This window comes from Thalassotalea psychrophila (genome assembly GCF_031583595.1).
Classification (GTDB): domain Bacteria; phylum Pseudomonadota; class Gammaproteobacteria; order Enterobacterales; family Alteromonadaceae; genus Thalassotalea_A; species Thalassotalea_A psychrophila.
Genome location: NZ_CP134145.1, coordinates 482,397 through 498,778 on the forward strand (window position 1 = coordinate 482,397; position 16,382 = coordinate 498,778).

General features: G+C 39.5%; 13 protein-coding genes. 6 read left to right on the forward strand and 7 right to left on the reverse strand.

The window, feature by feature from the left end; translation table 11 throughout:
* Position 1: 1 nt before the first annotated feature.
* Positions 2–1,168: a dihydrodipicolinate synthase family protein gene (locus RGQ13_RS02135; RefSeq protein ID WP_348391910.1), complete on the reverse strand. Its 1,167-nt coding sequence runs from the start codon at positions 1,166–1,168 to the stop codon at positions 2–4.
* 30 nt (positions 1,169–1,198) lie between these two features.
* Entirely contained in the window at positions 1,199–2,350 is a 1,152-nt protein-coding gene (locus tag RGQ13_RS02140) for a Gfo/Idh/MocA family protein (RefSeq protein WP_348391911.1), read from the reverse strand.
* Positions 2,351–2,886: 536 nt separating this feature from the next.
* Between RGQ13_RS02140 and RGQ13_RS02145 the strand changes: the two genes are divergently transcribed.
* Both RGQ13_RS02145 and RGQ13_RS02150 read left to right on the forward strand, forming a co-directional pair.
* Positions 2,887–4,035: a Gfo/Idh/MocA family protein gene (locus RGQ13_RS02145; RefSeq protein ID WP_348391912.1), complete on the forward strand. Its 1,149-nt coding sequence runs from the start codon at positions 2,887–2,889 to the stop codon at positions 4,033–4,035.
* A gap of 48 nt (positions 4,036–4,083) precedes the next feature.
* Positions 4,084–5,157 (forward strand): Gfo/Idh/MocA family protein, encoded by a 1,074-nt coding sequence (locus tag RGQ13_RS02150; protein WP_348391913.1) that lies wholly within the window; start codon positions 4,084–4,086, stop codon positions 5,155–5,157.
* 223 nt (positions 5,158–5,380) lie between these two features.
* Here RGQ13_RS02150 and RGQ13_RS02155 read toward each other — a convergent pair whose 3' ends face one another.
* From RGQ13_RS02155 to RGQ13_RS02165, 3 genes are all read right to left on the reverse strand, one after another.
* Positions 5,381–5,593, reverse strand: a complete 213-nt coding sequence (locus RGQ13_RS02155; protein ID WP_348391914.1) for a hypothetical protein — start codon at positions 5,591–5,593, stop codon at positions 5,381–5,383.
* A 544-nt stretch (positions 5,594–6,137) separates the two neighbouring features.
* Positions 6,138–7,826 carry a divalent metal cation transporter gene (locus RGQ13_RS02160; RefSeq protein WP_348391915.1) on the reverse strand — a complete coding sequence of 563 codons (1,689 nt, stop codon included), beginning with the start codon at positions 7,824–7,826 and terminating at the stop codon, positions 6,138–6,140.
* A 239-nt stretch (positions 7,827–8,065) separates the two neighbouring features.
* Entirely contained in the window at positions 8,066–8,695 is a 630-nt protein-coding gene (locus RGQ13_RS02165) for a TetR/AcrR family transcriptional regulator (RefSeq protein ID WP_348391916.1), read from the reverse strand.
* Positions 8,696–8,850: 155 nt separating this feature from the next.
* On the opposite strand from RGQ13_RS02165, the gene RGQ13_RS02170 reads away from it, so the two are divergent.
* Complete coding sequence (locus RGQ13_RS02170) at positions 8,851–10,032, forward strand: DUF4147 domain-containing protein (RefSeq protein WP_348391917.1); 1,182 nt, start codon at positions 8,851–8,853, stop codon at positions 10,030–10,032.
* A 95-nt stretch (positions 10,033–10,127) separates the two neighbouring features.
* Entirely contained in the window at positions 10,128–10,724 is a 597-nt protein-coding gene (locus RGQ13_RS02175; RefSeq protein WP_348391918.1) for a hypothetical protein, read from the forward strand.
* Between the two features lie 103 nt (positions 10,725–10,827).
* On the opposite strand, the gene RGQ13_RS02180 is transcribed toward RGQ13_RS02175, so the two are convergent.
* Together RGQ13_RS02180 and RGQ13_RS02185 are read right to left on the reverse strand one after the other, a co-directional pair.
* A complete protein-coding gene (locus tag RGQ13_RS02180) occupies positions 10,828–12,312 on the reverse strand; it encodes a mannitol dehydrogenase family protein (protein WP_348391919.1) in 1,485 nt (494 codons plus the stop codon).
* 34 nt (positions 12,313–12,346) lie between these two features.
* Positions 12,347–13,297 (reverse strand): sugar kinase, encoded by a 951-nt coding sequence (locus RGQ13_RS02185; RefSeq protein ID WP_348391920.1) that lies wholly within the window; start codon positions 13,295–13,297, stop codon positions 12,347–12,349.
* A gap of 426 nt (positions 13,298–13,723) precedes the next feature.
* On the opposite strand from RGQ13_RS02185, the gene uxaC reads away from it, so the two are divergent.
* Both uxaC and uxuA read left to right on the forward strand, forming a co-directional pair.
* On the forward strand, positions 13,724–15,139 hold the full coding sequence (gene uxaC, locus RGQ13_RS02190; protein ID WP_348391921.1) for a glucuronate isomerase: 1,416 nt from the start codon (positions 13,724–13,726) through the stop codon (positions 15,137–15,139).
* A gap of 30 nt (positions 15,140–15,169) precedes the next feature.
* Positions 15,170–16,369: a mannonate dehydratase gene (gene uxuA, locus RGQ13_RS02195; RefSeq protein WP_348391922.1), complete on the forward strand. Its 1,200-nt coding sequence runs from the start codon at positions 15,170–15,172 to the stop codon at positions 16,367–16,369.
* The last annotated feature ends 13 nt before the right edge of the window (positions 16,370–16,382 follow it).

The following is a 16,382-nucleotide window of genomic DNA, read 5'->3' on the forward strand; positions in this document are numbered from 1 at the left end:
TTTATCCTTGAATACCATGTGTGGCTAAAACTGCTTTCATTCGTGAAACAGCTAACGCTTGATCGGCAAACATGCCAGCTTGATCAGCAAGTTTGAACAACTCTGCTAGATGAACCAGCGAGCGTGTTGATTGCTGACCGGCGATCATAGTGAAATGATCTTGGTGACCATTTAAATAAGCCATAAAGACAACACCGGTTTTGTAAAAACGCGTTGGCGCTTTAAATATATGACGTGAAAGTGGCACTGTCGGTGCTAAAATATCATTAAAAGTGGCGTTGTCACCTCTACCTAATGCTTGTAGTGCAGCACATGCGGCAGGCGCTATGGCATCAAAAATACCCAACAGCGCATGAGAATAACCTTGCTGGTCACCTTCAATTAACTCGGCATAATTAAAATCATCACCGGTGTACATTTTTACGCTTGCTGGTAAGCGTCGACGCATAGAAATTTCTTTTTCCTTATTTAAAAGGGAAATTTTTATTCCATCAACTTTGTCAGCATGCTCTTCTATAATGCCGAGACATACATCCATAGCTGCATCATGGTCTGGCATTCCCCAGTATCCTTTAAGGGCTGGATCAAACATTTCACCAAGCCAATGCAGTATAACTGGCTCTTTAGATTGGGAGAGTATGCGACCATATACTTTGGCATAATCTTCAGGAGATTTTGCTGCCATCGTTAACGCGCGGCTTGCCATCAGAATATGTTTGCCACCCAAGCTTTCGATATATTCCATTTGCTCTTCGTAAGCACGAATTACATCATCTATGGTTACATCAGCACTAGGAACAAGATGATCTGTGCCACAGCCAACCGCAATAATGGCATCTGGATAATCCTTGGCCGCATCAAGGGAGTGACGAATAAGCTCTTGTGCGCCTGCCCAGTCGAGCCCCATACCACGTTGCGCTGTATCCATAGCTTCGGCAACACCGAGGCCAAGATCCCAAAGATAGCGACGAAAATTAATGGTGGTATCCCAATCAATCGCAGGGGTCAGCCATGGGTCAACATCCGCTAATGGATCTGCGACCACATGCACGGCAGAATAAGCGATACGTGGTAAGGCTATACCCTTTTCAATAACAAATGATTTTGCCGGTGATAAGGTATAGTTTTCAATTTTTCCGTTAACATTGGGTAACTTGATCATAGTCATTTTACTAAATCTCTACTCTATATCTGTAATCTATATTTCTAGGTCTGGAACATCTAACCACTTACGCTCAGCAGAGCTTTTATAGCCTAACTCGGCAAGTTGAACGCCTTTAGCGCCAGACGATAAATCAAATTCATAAGGAGCATCTTCCATTACATGGCGAATAAACTCTTCCCATTGCACTTTAAAGCCATTGTCATATTCTGTATTGTTTGGTAATTCTACCCAGTCTTCTTTAAATTCCATTGATTGCGGTGTATCTGGATTCCAAACAGGTTTAGGCGTATTCACTCGTGACTGAACTTTACAGCCATGGAGGCCTGCAACAGCTGATCCTAAGGTGCCATCAACATGGAAAGTAACTAGATCTTCACGATTAACACGGGTACACCAAGAACTGTTCATTTGCACCACTATGTCGCCTTCGAGCTCAAAGGTAGCGTATGCAGCGTCATCTGCATCGGCTTTATATTCAACACCTTGTTCATCAAAGCGCTTGTCGATATGAGTTACACCAAGACAGCTTACTGATTTAACTTTGGCAAATGTATAGTCGAGCACATAACGCCAGTGGCAAAGCATATCAAGGATCATGCCGCCGCCATCGCCCTTACGGTAGTTCCAGCTTGGTCGTTGCGCATCTTGCCAACCGCCTTCAAAAACCCAGTAACCAAACTCACCGCGAACTGAGAGTATTTCGCCAAAAAAGCCACTATCGCGTAATGCTTTAAGCTTCATTAAACCCGGTAAATAAAGTTTGTCGTGTACTACGCCGCTCTTAACACCTTTTTCTTTGGCATAACGTGCAAGATCGATAGCCTCATCAAGTGTCTCTGAAATAGGTTTTTCGCTATAAACATGCTTACCCGCGTCCATGGCTTTTTTAAGAAAGGTTCCGCGCATCTGCGTTGAGCCAGCGTCGAAGAAAATAGTATCATCAGGATTGGCTAAAGCGGCATCCATATCTGTCGTCCAGCGAGCAACATTATGTTTCTTAGCTAACTTTTCAATTTTCTCGGCATTACGGCCAACAATGATAGGGTCAACCACTACCACATCACCATTTGATAGTGATACTCCACCTTGCTCTCTTATCGCAAGGATAGATCGAATTAAATGTTGATTCATGCCCATACGACCAGTTACGCCGTGCATGATGATGCCAAGTCTAATTTCAGCCATTGTTGTTCCTATAATGTTATTTAAAGTGTTAGTTACTTCGAATTTTTATATTTTTGCGTGGTGATTATTGCAAACCACCTTAAGTAACTATTTAGTTATTTATTAAATGTTATCTCATTGTTAACGCGCAAGCAAGTCATTAGAGAGATAATAGTGATAGGTTAATTTTGATGGTCTATTAAGAACCTGAACATCGAGTGATGTCTTTTTGTCATTTTTGAATTTTCTATATTTACACAAAGCCACTAATTTTAGCGGTCTTCGCTATAGTCGACGTGCTTCAGGTACCATTAATTGATTATTCAATTAAAAAGATGTGGTAAAAAATCTTGGATCAAATATCCCTTACACAACTCAAACGATAGAAAAACTTTATCGAAGTAAGCTATAGCAAGTTGATGTCTATTAATAAATAATAGTGATCACTTCTCCATGAGAATAAGCAAACCAGCTTTGACTAGATTGGTTTCACAAAAGCGATATACTGGCTTTAAATTTGGTCAGACAAAATTCGAACTTTTATAGGTTAATAGGATATGACAACAGAAATACGCCTAGGCGTTATAGGTTTAGGTAACATTGCCCAGCAGCACATTAACAATGTAACTACTGGTGCAACCAAAAATTGTAAAATTACCGCATTATGTTCTCGTTCTGCTGGCCCTCAAGCTGCTGAATTAGGTGCAGATCATTTTACCCGCTACCAAAGCCTTATTGACTCAGGCTCTGTTGATACCGTATTAATTGCGACACCCACACTTTCTCACTTTGAAATTGCCAAATATGCCTTAGAAAAAGGTTTACACGTAATGCTTGAAAAACCCATTGGTTTATCAAGTTTTGAAGGTGAAACCCTGGTAAAAATAAAACCGAATAATGTTAAATTTGCTTTAATGTTAAATCAACGTACAGACCCTACCTTTAAAAAAATTAAAGCCGTGGTTGATAGTGGTGTCTTAGGTGAAATACAACGCACCCACTGGACAATGACTAACTGGTTCCGCCCTGACATTTATTTTCAAGTGAGTGACTGGCGTGCTACATGGAAAGGTGAAGGCGGTGGTTTATTGGTAAACCAATGCATTCATAACCTAGATATATTCCAATGGATTTGTGGTGTACCGAGTGAAATAACCGCCTTTTCTGAATTTGGTAAATACCACAATATTGAAGTTGAAGACGAAGTGACGGCTTACTTACGTTATAACAATAAAGCGACTGGCGTATTTGTCGGTTCAACAGGTGAAGCACCCGGTGTTAACCGTTTTGATATTATTGGCGACAAGGGTAGCTTACATTTTGATTCTGGTATTCTAATACAAAAATTAAATGACCAAAGCACGGCGACATTTTGTGCTAATACTGATGAAATGTTTGGCTTGCCTACGGTTAGCCAAAGTGACATCAGCACCACTGAAACAGTGAACCAACATGCAATTATTATGAATAATTTTATTAATGCCATTATTTCTGATGAAGCATTAATTGCACCTGCTCAAGATGGTTTAGCTTCACTTGATATGGCTAATGCGATGTTGCAATCAACATGGAACAAGCAAACAGTGACATTGCCAATGAACAGACAAGCCTATCAAGCACAGTTAAATGAAAAAGCAGCAGGTTCGCAATTACGTTCTAAATCAAGCACTAAAGCAAAAATAGATATGAATGCATCATACCGATAAGTTAATTCCGATAAAACAATGTTAAAAAGAATAATAAAGAGATAACAAATGACAGATATGAAAGACGGCGCTAATTATGCCCCCGTTGGAAAATCGGTGAAGGTGGTTGAGCCCAATGAATTTTTCTTTTCAGTTGCCTATTTAGATCATGGCCATATTAATGGCCAAACTAATGGTTTATTACAAGCGGGTGCCACCTTAAAATATGTATATGAACCTGATAAAGAGCGCTTAGCCGCTTTTTGTGAAAAACATCCACAAGCTATTGTTGCTAGTAGCTTCGAGGAAATATTATCTGACGATGAGACACAATTAATCGCTAGTGCCGCCATTCCTAATCTTCGCGCAGATATTGGTATTAAGGTGATGCAAGCCGGTAAAGATTATTTTACCGATAAATCGCCATTCACTACCCTTAATCAACTTGAACAAGTAAAAGCAGTAGTTAAAGCTACAGGCCGTATTTATGCGGTTTATTATGCTGAACGTTTACATAATGAAGCGGCTTTTCAAGCCGGTGAATTAATCAAACAAGGCGCTATCGGCCGTGTATTACAGGTAATTAACTTAGCACCGCATCGTTTAGCAAAAGCGACACGTCCGGATTGGTTTTTTGACAAAGAGCAATACGGCGGTATTTTAACCGATATTGGTTCACACCAAGTTGAGCAGTTTCTAACTTATACTGGGGCAACTGACGCTAATATTAATTTTGCTCGAGTTGAAAACTTCAATAACAGTGATAAACCTGGCTTAGAAGACTTCGGTGAAATATCATTCACCGGTGATAATGGTGCGTCATTTTATACCCGCGTTGATTGGTTTACCCCTGACGGGCAAGCCACTTGGGGGGATGGTCGCACGATAATTATTGGTACCAAAGGTAACATAGAATGCCGTAAATATAATGATGTAGCACGCCAAGCACCGGCATCAAAACTCTTTATTACTGACAGTGAAAAAGAACAAGAAATTGATTGCTTTGGACAATCAAGTTTTCCCTATTTTGGTGAATTAATATTAGATGTTATCAATCGCACAGAAATCGCGATGAGCCAAACGCACACTTTCAAAGCCGCAGAGCTAAGCATGAAAGCACAAGCTTTAGCTGAGGGTAAATAAAGGTTATTTTTCAGCGATTATTTAATCGGTATAAGTCAGCGATGAGGAGTTGGATTTTAGGAGGAAATGTAATATACCCGCTTCCAATCAAAGTGCACTTTGAAATAGGCATCTTGATTGGTGATGGGTATATATTATACCTATGAGTCAACACCTCTTGCTATTAGTGTCCCTTTTCTATTAGCAAGCTGAGGCAAATTCATCAGCATGTATAAAAAAGCTGTTATAGACCTTTGGCCACACATTTTGCCTTTCTATTTGCGGTTGTTTTTATTTTTTTAGCGTCGCCTGTTTCTTCGGCTTTTTTAATTTGTGTGTCGATTTTACTGCATGTTTTTTCTGTTGGCGCCCATTTGGCTTTCTTTTCCTTGGCTTCAACAATTGATAACGATGAAACGGATAATAACAGGGCAACTAGTGCGATATTTCTATACATATTAAATCTACTTTTATATAAGTTAATTAGGGTCTTTGCAAATTATCATATCTGCTCGTGTTTGATTATATATATATAATCAGGTAACTCCAAAATATCATGATAGACTAATACTTTCAACTTATCATTAATACGCTGTTTTATTTGTTGTTTATCACTTGGTATTTAACTTTTGGTTGGTATTGTTTATGTAAAAATACATGTTATTAAGTGTCAAAGTATTTATTTTTCGATCATACAAAGGCGTTGTGGGAAAATTGGGTGGCCCTTTAAAGGATGCACGAAAATCTTTGCCACAGCAGACACAGATTATGGTGTTGATAATGTGGTTACTATGGTTACTATGGTTACTATGGTTACTATGGTTTCATGTGTGCAAACGGTGCCAGATGATTTAGCAACATTTGTAAAGGGTTGTTTTGTTGTTCTGCATGGAAGTAGAGAAAGGTGACAGTTCAAGGGCACACTGTCTTTATTGATTTATTTAAAGTGTTATTGACCCATATTGCCCAGACCAATAACACCTATCAAATTATTTATAACTTCATAAATTTTCGTTCAACTGCATTAACTTAACTTTCTTATGTTTATTACGCATATACAATTGTCCTGCTATTGCTAATAAAACAAAGGCAATAACAAAGTATTGGCCTATAGGAAAACCACCCAACATTTTACCCCAAGCACCATAAGGCCCTAACGCGGTATAACAGGTAAATATTATCGCGCCACCCATTAATAAATTCCACATGGTACGTGATTTACCCGTGGGGGCATTTTCACCCATGGCTTTTTTAGAGTTTAGTAACATAAAAAATGCGATATAAGCGATAGGGAGAAAAATAAAGCCAATGGTGCCGGTTATTGCTGCCAGGTAGGGCGCAGAGCCCCCAGTCCAAACAACAAACCATAATAACCCGGTTGTGGCGAGTAAGGTTCCTCTTTTATGCTCTTTTCCGCCATGCTTATAACCACCCAGTTCACAGACACAAAATCCGGAAATTAGCATCAACATAACTATAGTAGAAAGTCCCATAGCCAAAACACCTAAACCAAAAACAAAATGCGCCATTTCTGGCCCCATAATCCGCTCTAATGCTTTGATGAAAGAACCCGTATCTCGTTTGATCAAATATGATGCCATTACTTTTTCTTCATCGCTTATGGCTATCTCGCTAATGGCTTGGGAGCGTTGCTTTAAGCTATTCTCCAATCCAGATATCACTTTTTGAGAGGCTTGTTGATTTACTTGATAATGCCCGTTAACCTCAATTAATGAGTCTTGAGATTGACCGTGAAAAGTAGCGGCTGAAGCAATAACAATACAGCTAGTAGCCAGTACAAAAGGAATTAACATACCCGTTGATAAATCAAATATGGCTAAGCCACGAAAATTTTTATTCCAACCTCTAGCCATTAAAGATGATGGCATCATAAAGGTCATGTTAACGCCAACAGCAAAGGCTGCTGCAGCAATTAATACGGTTTGTTGAATATTAAGTATTTGTGCTCGCCAGTAGGGTTGAACACTTGCATCGAGTTTTGCTAGCTGCTCTGCTATAGCCCCTTGTGGACTAGTAAAGTGATCGCTACTTGGCACAAATCCCGCAGCAATATCGCTAAGCGAATAAACCTCGTCAATAAATACTATTTTAAATGCAACGGCCATAAAGGTGAGTACTATTGCTGCAACCACTATCTTAACCGTTAAGTCGAAGAATTTTTGACCTTTAGAGCCTTGTCCATAGGTCATGACTATAGCGGTACAAATAGCAAATATTACTAAAGAAATAATCGCTTTTTCAGCTATTCCTCCACCTAAACTCAAACCAAGGTTTTCAGTAATGGCTGAATAAGATAAAGCATATTGAGGCATTACCCAGATCATATTTGCCAGCAGTGCGGAAATTAACCATCCCCATGCCATAACAGGGTTTATTTGATCTCGAATTAATTTATAAGGGGATTGTCCAGAGCTTAAGGTCACATAAGCAATGGCACTGAGCATAATTACACCAATGATCATGGCAAATAGCTGCACCCATAAAAAGTTTAAGCCACCAATAACACCGACAAATAAAGCGCCAGCTAACGAGCCTCCACCAAGAGTTAATGCACTTTGTAGCCAACCAGGACCAGACAATGACATATAGGCTTTTAACGTAGCTGTATGACCTTTTGCTTTAGCAGCTAAAAGTCTTTGCTCATCAGTTGGTAAGATATTTTCTTGCATTTTATTTTCTTCTTATAATTAAATACTTATACAAATTGAAATAACTATCGTTAAGTGGTGAATTTATAATTTCAATTGGTTGTATATATACAGCTAATATTTTTCCCATCTAGAGCACACCGCGATCACTTATTAGTGAACGCCAATCATTAAACGGTAAACTTAACTAACTAACTAGTTACTTATCATAACCAGAAGTCTTGTCCAATGTAAATAACAATAAAAGGCGTAAACAATAATTAAGGGCGTAAATAGCCAAGCACCACTTCTTCGCAGTGACTTAGCCTTTCATTAAGTGCTTTTTCTTCCATTAGCGACCGGCCGAAAACAGTTTCTAAGGTATAAGAATTAGAAAGATAGAAATACCCAAGCGATGCTACGGTAATATAAAATTGAGTTGGGTCCACCCCAGTTCGAAACAGCCCACTTGTACCACCACGATTTAACACATCTGTTATTTTTTCAATTAAAGGCGAACGCATAGCTAGGATTTTCTTTGACTCTTTGATATGTGCTGCTTTATGCAGGTTTTCACTATTAAGAAGATGGATAAATTCAGGGTTTTCAACGAAATAATTAAATGTAAAGCGCACCAATGTTCTCACAGCTTGCTCAGGCTCAATGTCTTCTAGATGCAGTTCATGCTCTTGGGTTCTGATCTTTGCGTAGGCTTGTTCAAGCACGGCGAGGAACAATTGATCTTTATTTCCAAAATAATGATAAATCATTCTCTTATTCGAATTGGCTCGCAGTGCAACAGCATCTACCCTAGCGCCACCAAAGCCTTTCTCGGTAAATTCATCGGTTGCCGCTTGTAGTATACGCTCGGCTGTTTTTTTCGAGTCACGTCTAATTATGGTCTCTGTCAAGAGAGCTCCTTGGCTGCTTTATTTAATCTCAAGTTACCAGTATATTCGATTTATTGGGTGGGTCGTCAAGATATAATTACCTATTTAGTTACTTAGGCGGTAATTTGTTGATAAGCTATTACTCAACTAATTAAGCCCAGTAGAGCGTAGACAATATGAATCACCTGCAAACTTCCCCGTCGTCATTACAGACGTCACTAAATACGCCAGAAGCACAACTGCTAACCAAATTTTTTTCGGCAGGCGTTAAGGCGGTAATGGGTAAGCAAGCCGTTATTCACGCTATGAGCAAAAACAAGCCTGTAACAGCTGACCTTATCGTGGCAGTTGGCAAAGCTGCGAGTAGCATGTGCTTAGGTGCGTTGCAAGAAATGGAAAAGCCATGTGAAGCGTTAGTGGTGACAAAATATCAGCATGCTAATCAAACATTACTCGATGATCCCGCAGTGACCGTGATTGAGTGTGGCCATCCTGTTCCCGATGAAAATTCTCTACAGGCTGGAGCTATGCTTTTAACCGCAATTAAGCAAATGCATCCTGCTAGCAAACTGATCTTATTGGTTTCTGGTGGTGCATCAGCCGTTGCCGAGTGTTTACCCAAAGAAATGACCTTGCAACAATGGCAAGAAATAACCAATCAAATGCTAGCGCAAGGCGCCAACATCGGACAAATTAACAGCCAACGTAAACAAACCTCTTTAATTAAAGATGGCAAACTATTAACGCATTTCAAAGGCAGTGAGGTTCAGGTGTACGCGATATCGGATGTAGAAGGGGATGATATTGCAGTTATTGGCTCTGGCATCGGTAACATTAATCGTTTGCAATCCAAAGACATCAAAGCACAAGTAAAGCTGATTGGCACTAATCAAGTTGCGCGCGATGCGGTCGCTTTATCGGTTTCTAATGCTGGCTATACCGTACAACTCAATGAAGAAACGCTATATCAAGATGTTAATGAAATTGCGCCAACAATTGCCAAACAGCTGATTGAAGGCGAAAAGGGAGTTTATATCTGGGGAGGTGAGCCTACTATTATATTACCCGAGCAGCCTGGTGAGGGCGGCCGAAATCAAAGTCTCGCGCTTATGATCGCTCAGCATCTGGCAGGCCATGATAATATTACCGTGCTGGTTGCCGGTACAGATGGCAGTGATGGACCCACAGACGCAGCGGGTGGCATTATTGACGGTAATACGGCGCTTGAAATGGACTTAGTAAAAGATGCATTAAGCAGAGCTGATGCGGGAACTTTCTTACGCCAAAGTGGCAATATATTTATTACTGGCCCGAGTAATACCAATGTTATGGATTTAGTTATTGCGATAGTGGATTAGTGCTTTGATTGGTGGAAGCAAGTTGAGCCAAGCATAATGTCGAATAAAAAACCTAATAAAAACCTAATAAAAACAACTAATAATAATTTCTAACTATGAAAACAAGTTTATCTATAAATAAAATATTTCTTATTTGCTTTTTTGTGTCTTTGGTTTATGCCGTTATTCGTTATCATGTTTACAATGATATCTCATGGCTGCAATTGCCTTTATGGACTACCAATAAAGCGTGTGGAGTTACCGCACTTATGCTTATAGGTTTATCGGTGTCATTACCGAATCATCATCCTCGTCGGAAAATTGGCTTATTCGGTGTTTATATCGCTTTGCTGCATGTATTGTTGAGTTTGATTCTTTTAAAGCCTGCTTACTACCCTAAGTTTTTTCTTATCAATGAGCAGTTCTCTCTAGTTGGTGAACTGGCCATTTTAGCCGGAATTCTTAGCTTTGCTGTGCTGATTATAGCTGTGCATAAGAGTTACCCAAAATTTAATTCAGCTGAGAACGCTAACTTAGCTGTAATTAAGCAATGTAATATTGCGTTTTTATTATTTAGCATACTTCACATGATCGCAATGGCGACAGACAGTTGGTTTTCTATCTCGAATTGGCCGGGTTACTTACCACCGATCAGCATGTTGTCGGCGCTGCTATGTTGTTACTTTCTCCTTTATCTAAGGATTAAAAAATGAGCTCAGGAGTCATAGTTCGCTAATGAAGTTCTAAGTTACTCATTTAATTAATCCGTTTAGTATTTAACCTTTCTTAGCCACTTGCTTTTAGCTAAAATTGACTCTAAAGCGAATTTACAAGCGTGCTGAGCTTTTTCGCCGGGGTATTACGTATGCTCGTTAAGTGCTTAATTAATTGTTTTTTAATGATGACGTTATTGACCAAGTCTTGTTCAAAGATTGCATCAATCGATAAAAACCCAGTCACTACTTTGGTCGTATCGTCACTTAGAATTTCAGCGGTTTGGTAAAATATATCGGCCATAGGGTCAACAATTTCTTCATTGTTTTTTACTGCCCGAGAGATAAATTCAAACCAACTTGCCAGTGAAAAGCAAAGTAATGTAGTAGAACGGTCGAGTTTAATATTATCTCGAATGATCGGTAATATTCGCATTTGTAATTTCTGTGAGCCATCCCAGGCAATTTGCGCTAATAAATGACGAATCGAAGGATTTAAAAAGCGTTGTATGATTTCATTGGCATAGATATTTACATCCAATTCTTTTGGAGGTACAAAAGAACCAATAATTTCATCAGCAGCAAGTTTGCAAATAAATTGATAAAAGCCTTCGTCACTGGTGGCTTCAAATACGGTTACAAAGCTCGCTAAAGATCCACAGTAGGCTAAAGTTGAGTGCAAGCAATTGAGTAATCTTAATTTTGCTTTTTCAAATCCTTTAACATCATCGGTAAATATTACCCCTACTTTTTCCCAGTCAGGCCGTTCACCTTGCCAGTTGTTATCGATAACCCATTGGCTGAATTCTTCTCTTTGTATTGGCCAGTTATCTTGGGCATTAATGGCTTTTGAAACAGAATCAACGGTATAACGTTCAGTTTTAGGAGTAATACTGTCAACCATCGCATTGGGGAAGGCGACGTTGTTCGCAATCCACAACTGAAGATTATGATCAAATTGCGCAGCATAATCTAATACGGCGCGACGAAGTTTATCACCATTACCAGAAACGTTATCGCAGCTTAAAACATTAAAGGCTTTTACACCGTTAAGTTTTCTTAGCTTGAGTGCTTCGACAATAAAGCCAATAGCACTGATTGGCTTCTCTGGATTGGCTAAATCATGTTTGATGTCGTCATGGTTTAAATCCAATGAGCCGTCAGCAGCTAAGCAATAGCCTTTTTCTGTAACGGTAAGGGTGACAAGTTTGGTAGTTGCTGTGGAGAGTCTAAAAATAACTTCATCACTTTGCTTATTGGCCACTAAAACTTCTTTTATTGCACCGATAACTTGATAACTGGTGCTTTTGTCTAAAATAGCCAGTGTATATAAGTAGTCTTGTTTTTTTAACACCTCTTGAGCGGTTGCACTGCGTAGTGATACGCCACAAATGCCCCAATGTCCACCAGAAAAATTCATCGCATTTTCGGTATATACTGCTTGATGAGCCCGATGAAAAGCACCTGGGCCCAGATGAACGATACCAATTTCAGTACTTTCTCTATCGTATGTTGGGATGGCGATAGCTGATGTGCGTGCTAGTTGCATCATTGTGTCTTTGGATAACTTTGTTTGAACTAATGTCATGCTGTTAAATTCATTTGTTGGTTATAGGAAAAAATCAAAGTGTCATACCAATTTTACTGTTTAGGCTTGCTTTTAATTCAGACAATTGTTTCGATTGAAGTACACCACCTTTAATCATTAATATTTTACTTGCGGCTTTAGCTGCAAAGTTTATTGCATCAATAGGATTAAGGCCTGATAAGCGTGCGCCAATATAACCACCATTAAAGGTATCACCTGCACCTGTAGTATCAACAACGTCTGTTGAAGGCGTTACCTCGACATTTTCAACGTGATCGTTATTGATTAAAATGCAATTTTCAGGACCATTTTTTATCACAACCTCATCAACCCCAGTGGTTAATAAGCGCTTAACCGCACCGTCAGGTGATGTAGAGCCAAATAGACACTCTTCTTCCTCAAATCCGGGCAAATAAATATCTACATACGCTTGTATTTCATCAGTAGCGCTAATGGCTGCTGCTTTGTTTAGCCACAATTTAGAACGATAATTGGGATCAAAAATGACTTTCCCCCCTTGAAGCCTGTAATCAAGCAAAAATTGCTGGAACATCGAACGACACGAATCGTTCATCAGTGCCAAGGTGATACCTGAAAAGTAGAGGTAACCGTGTTTTTCAACTTGTTTCAATAACGGCAATAGTAAGTTCTCATTATTCAATAAAGCTTTTGCTGCCGAATCATTGCGCCAATAATCAAAAAAACGCTCACCGGTTTCATCATTGCTGATCATATAAAGGCCAGGAGATTTATTCTTGACGGCTTGCGGCTCCAGTAAATGAACGTGTCGGTGATAGGCATGCTGACGAATAATATCTGCTGATTGCCCTTCACCTAAACTGGTGATGTAGGTGGTGCTTATCTCAAGCCCAGCGAGAGTGCAGGCTGAATTATAGGTATCACCAGAGACCCCTAAGGTAAAGTCTTTGCCAGTCAAAGGAGAAAACTCAAGCATTACTTCGCCAATAATAGCAATATCAGCCATCGGAGCGCCTATTTAGGTTGTTAACAAAGGCGATGTTTTGTTCATATCTCATCGATAATCACTTTTTAGCCGTGATGATTAAAATATATAATAAACTAAAAATAATTGGCCTTACCAGTTATTTGTTTTATTGCTTTGATATATAAAATACTCCAATACTGTTGAAATATAGAATGACCGACGATGTTGTTAATTATATGTTTTTTAATGTCTTATTGTATTTACTGGACCATTTAATAGTTCGTATCTATATATTGTACGAATTTATTGGATTTACCAATATATTTGTTAGTATGTTTTTCTTAGCTGGTATGTTTGTATTATTATCTATAAAGTTATAATTAGGGTGTTCGAGGAGAGCCTTAGTAAGTCTAAAAGTTAAACTAAGCTTTAGTGAATGGTATTAGTAGTAGGAAGACAGTGACTATGATTAAAAAATTAGTACTACATCCCGACAGATTATTTTCTAGCGATGAAAAAACTCGAGAAGTTGCTCGGGCTTTATACCACAAGGTCAAAGAGCTACCTATTATCAGTCCTCATGGCCATACCGACCCGTCGTGGTTTTCTAAAAACCTGCCTTTTAAGAATGCAACCGAGTTGCTGATAAAGCCTGACCACTATGTATTTCGTATGTTATATAGTCATGGTGTCACATTAGAAGATTTAGGCCTTTCGAGCCGGGAAGGTAACGATGTTGAAACTGATGACCGAAAAATTTGGCATATCTTAGCTGAAAAATATTATTTATTTCGTGGTACGCCATCGAGAATGTGGCTTGATACGGTATTTTCTGAAGTTTTTGGCTTTGATGTTGAGTTGTGTGCTGCTACGGCAGATCACTATTACGATACCATTAATGCAGCGTTAGCTACCGATGCCTATCGACCTAGAGCATTGTTTGAACGTTTTAATATAGAGTGCCTATCTACGACAGAATCACCTTTAAACGATCTGACTGAGCACAAAACGATTAATAACAGCAACTGGAATGGCCGTGTTATTTCAGCTTATCGACCTGATCCGGTCGTAGACCCTGAATTTGAAGGTTTTGTTAGTGCAATTAAAACTTTTGGTGAGCTCACCAGTGAAGACACCTCGACATTTTCAGGCTATTTAGCAGCCCATAGAAAGCGTCGTGCTTATTTTAAAGCAACCGGAGTCACGTCAACAGATCACGGTCACCCAAGCGCTAAAACCGCCTACCTTGAACAAAATGATATAGAAGCGTTATATGCCTTGGTTATTTCAGGTGAGGCTTCCCCTGAGCAGGCAGAGTTATTCCGTGCCCATATGTTGACCGAAATGGCCTGCATGAGTATAGAAGATGGTTTAGTGATGCAACTACACCCAGGCGTTTCTCGTAATCATAATCAAAGCGTTTTCAAGCGTTTTGGCCGAGATAAGGGCGCTGATATCCCCCTGCAAACGAGTTATGTTGAACAATTAAAGCCCTTACTTGATAAATATGGCACTGACCCTCAATTGACGTTAATTTTATTCACCTTAGATGAAACATCTTATAGCCGAGAATTGGCACCTTTAGCCGGGCATTACCCTTGTTTACGTTTAGGCCCACCGTGGTGGTTTCATGATAGCCCTGAAGGAATGCGTCGATTTCGCCAGCAAACAACTGAAACAGCAGGGTTTTATAATACCGTTGGTTTTAATGATGATACCCGAGGCTTTTTATCTATTCCTGCCCGTCATGACGTAGCCCGAAGAATGGATTGCAACTGGTTGGCTGAACTCGTTTGTGATCATCGTCTAACATTAGACGAAGCAGAAGAACTTGCGGTTGAGTTAGCGTATACGCTAGCAAAAAAAGCATATAAATTGTAATGGAAAAATTAGAAAAATGGAGGATTTATAATGCGTGAATCTTGGCGTTGGTTTGGTCCCAATGATCCCGTAACAATTGCGGATATCAGACAAACGGGTGCAACTGATATTGTCAGCGCTTTACACGCTATAGCTACGGGTGAAGTTTGGCCTGAGCAGGACATTGTTGCGCATCAGCAGTTGATTGAACAGCATAATGAGCCGAAATCATCTTTAGTATGGTCGGTCGTTGAAAGTATCCCCGTTCATGAAGATATTAAGCTCGGGCGTGACAATCATCAACGCTACGTTGATAGTTGGATAGCATCGATGGAAAATCTGGCAAAGTGTGGTATTAAAACCATTTGTTATAACTTTATGCCAGTGATTGATTGGACTCGCACTGATTTAAAATTTCAACTGCCTAATGGTGCTTATGCCCTTAGGTTTGATCAACAAAAATTTGCCGCTTTTGATTTGTTTATTTTAAAGCGTGAAAATGCCGAAGCAGATTATAGTGATGAGGAGTTGGCACAAGCAAAATCAATTTTTTCTTTAATGTCAGCAGATGATATAGCCTTATTAACTAAGAATATTATTGCGGGTTTGCCCGGAAAGATGACCGATGCTTATACCATAGATAACTTTCGCAACATGTTGGCGATGTATAAAGATATCAGCAAGGATATTTTACGTAAAAATCTATTTTCGTTTTTATCACAAGTACTACCTGTCGCTGAAAAATTAGGGGTTAAGTTAGCTATTCACCCTGATGATCCACCAAGAGATATGCTCGGTTTACCACGTATTATTTGTACCTCTGCGGATCTGGAACTTCTCTTTTCAGCACTACCGAGCCCTGCCAATGGTATTACCTTATGTGTAGGTACTTACGGTAGCCGACCTGATAATGATTTGCCGGCAATGGCTAAACAATATGGCTCACGTATTCATTTTGCCCATCTAAGGGGGGTGAGTAGGGATGAAGATGAACAACGTTCATTTTATGAAGCTGAGCACTTAGACAGCGGTGTTGATATGGTCGGGATAATATCAGCGTTATTAAAGGAAGAAAAATCGCGCGACATTAGCCAAAGTGGTGATGAAATATTCATACGGCCCGATCACGGTCATCAAATGTTGGACGATATTAATAAGTCAGCAAATCCCGGATATTCTTGCCTAGGTCGCTTAAAAGGCTTAGCAGAAATTCGTGGTGTGATTAAAGCATTGAGTGTCAATTTTTTCTAATATTTCGTGTATT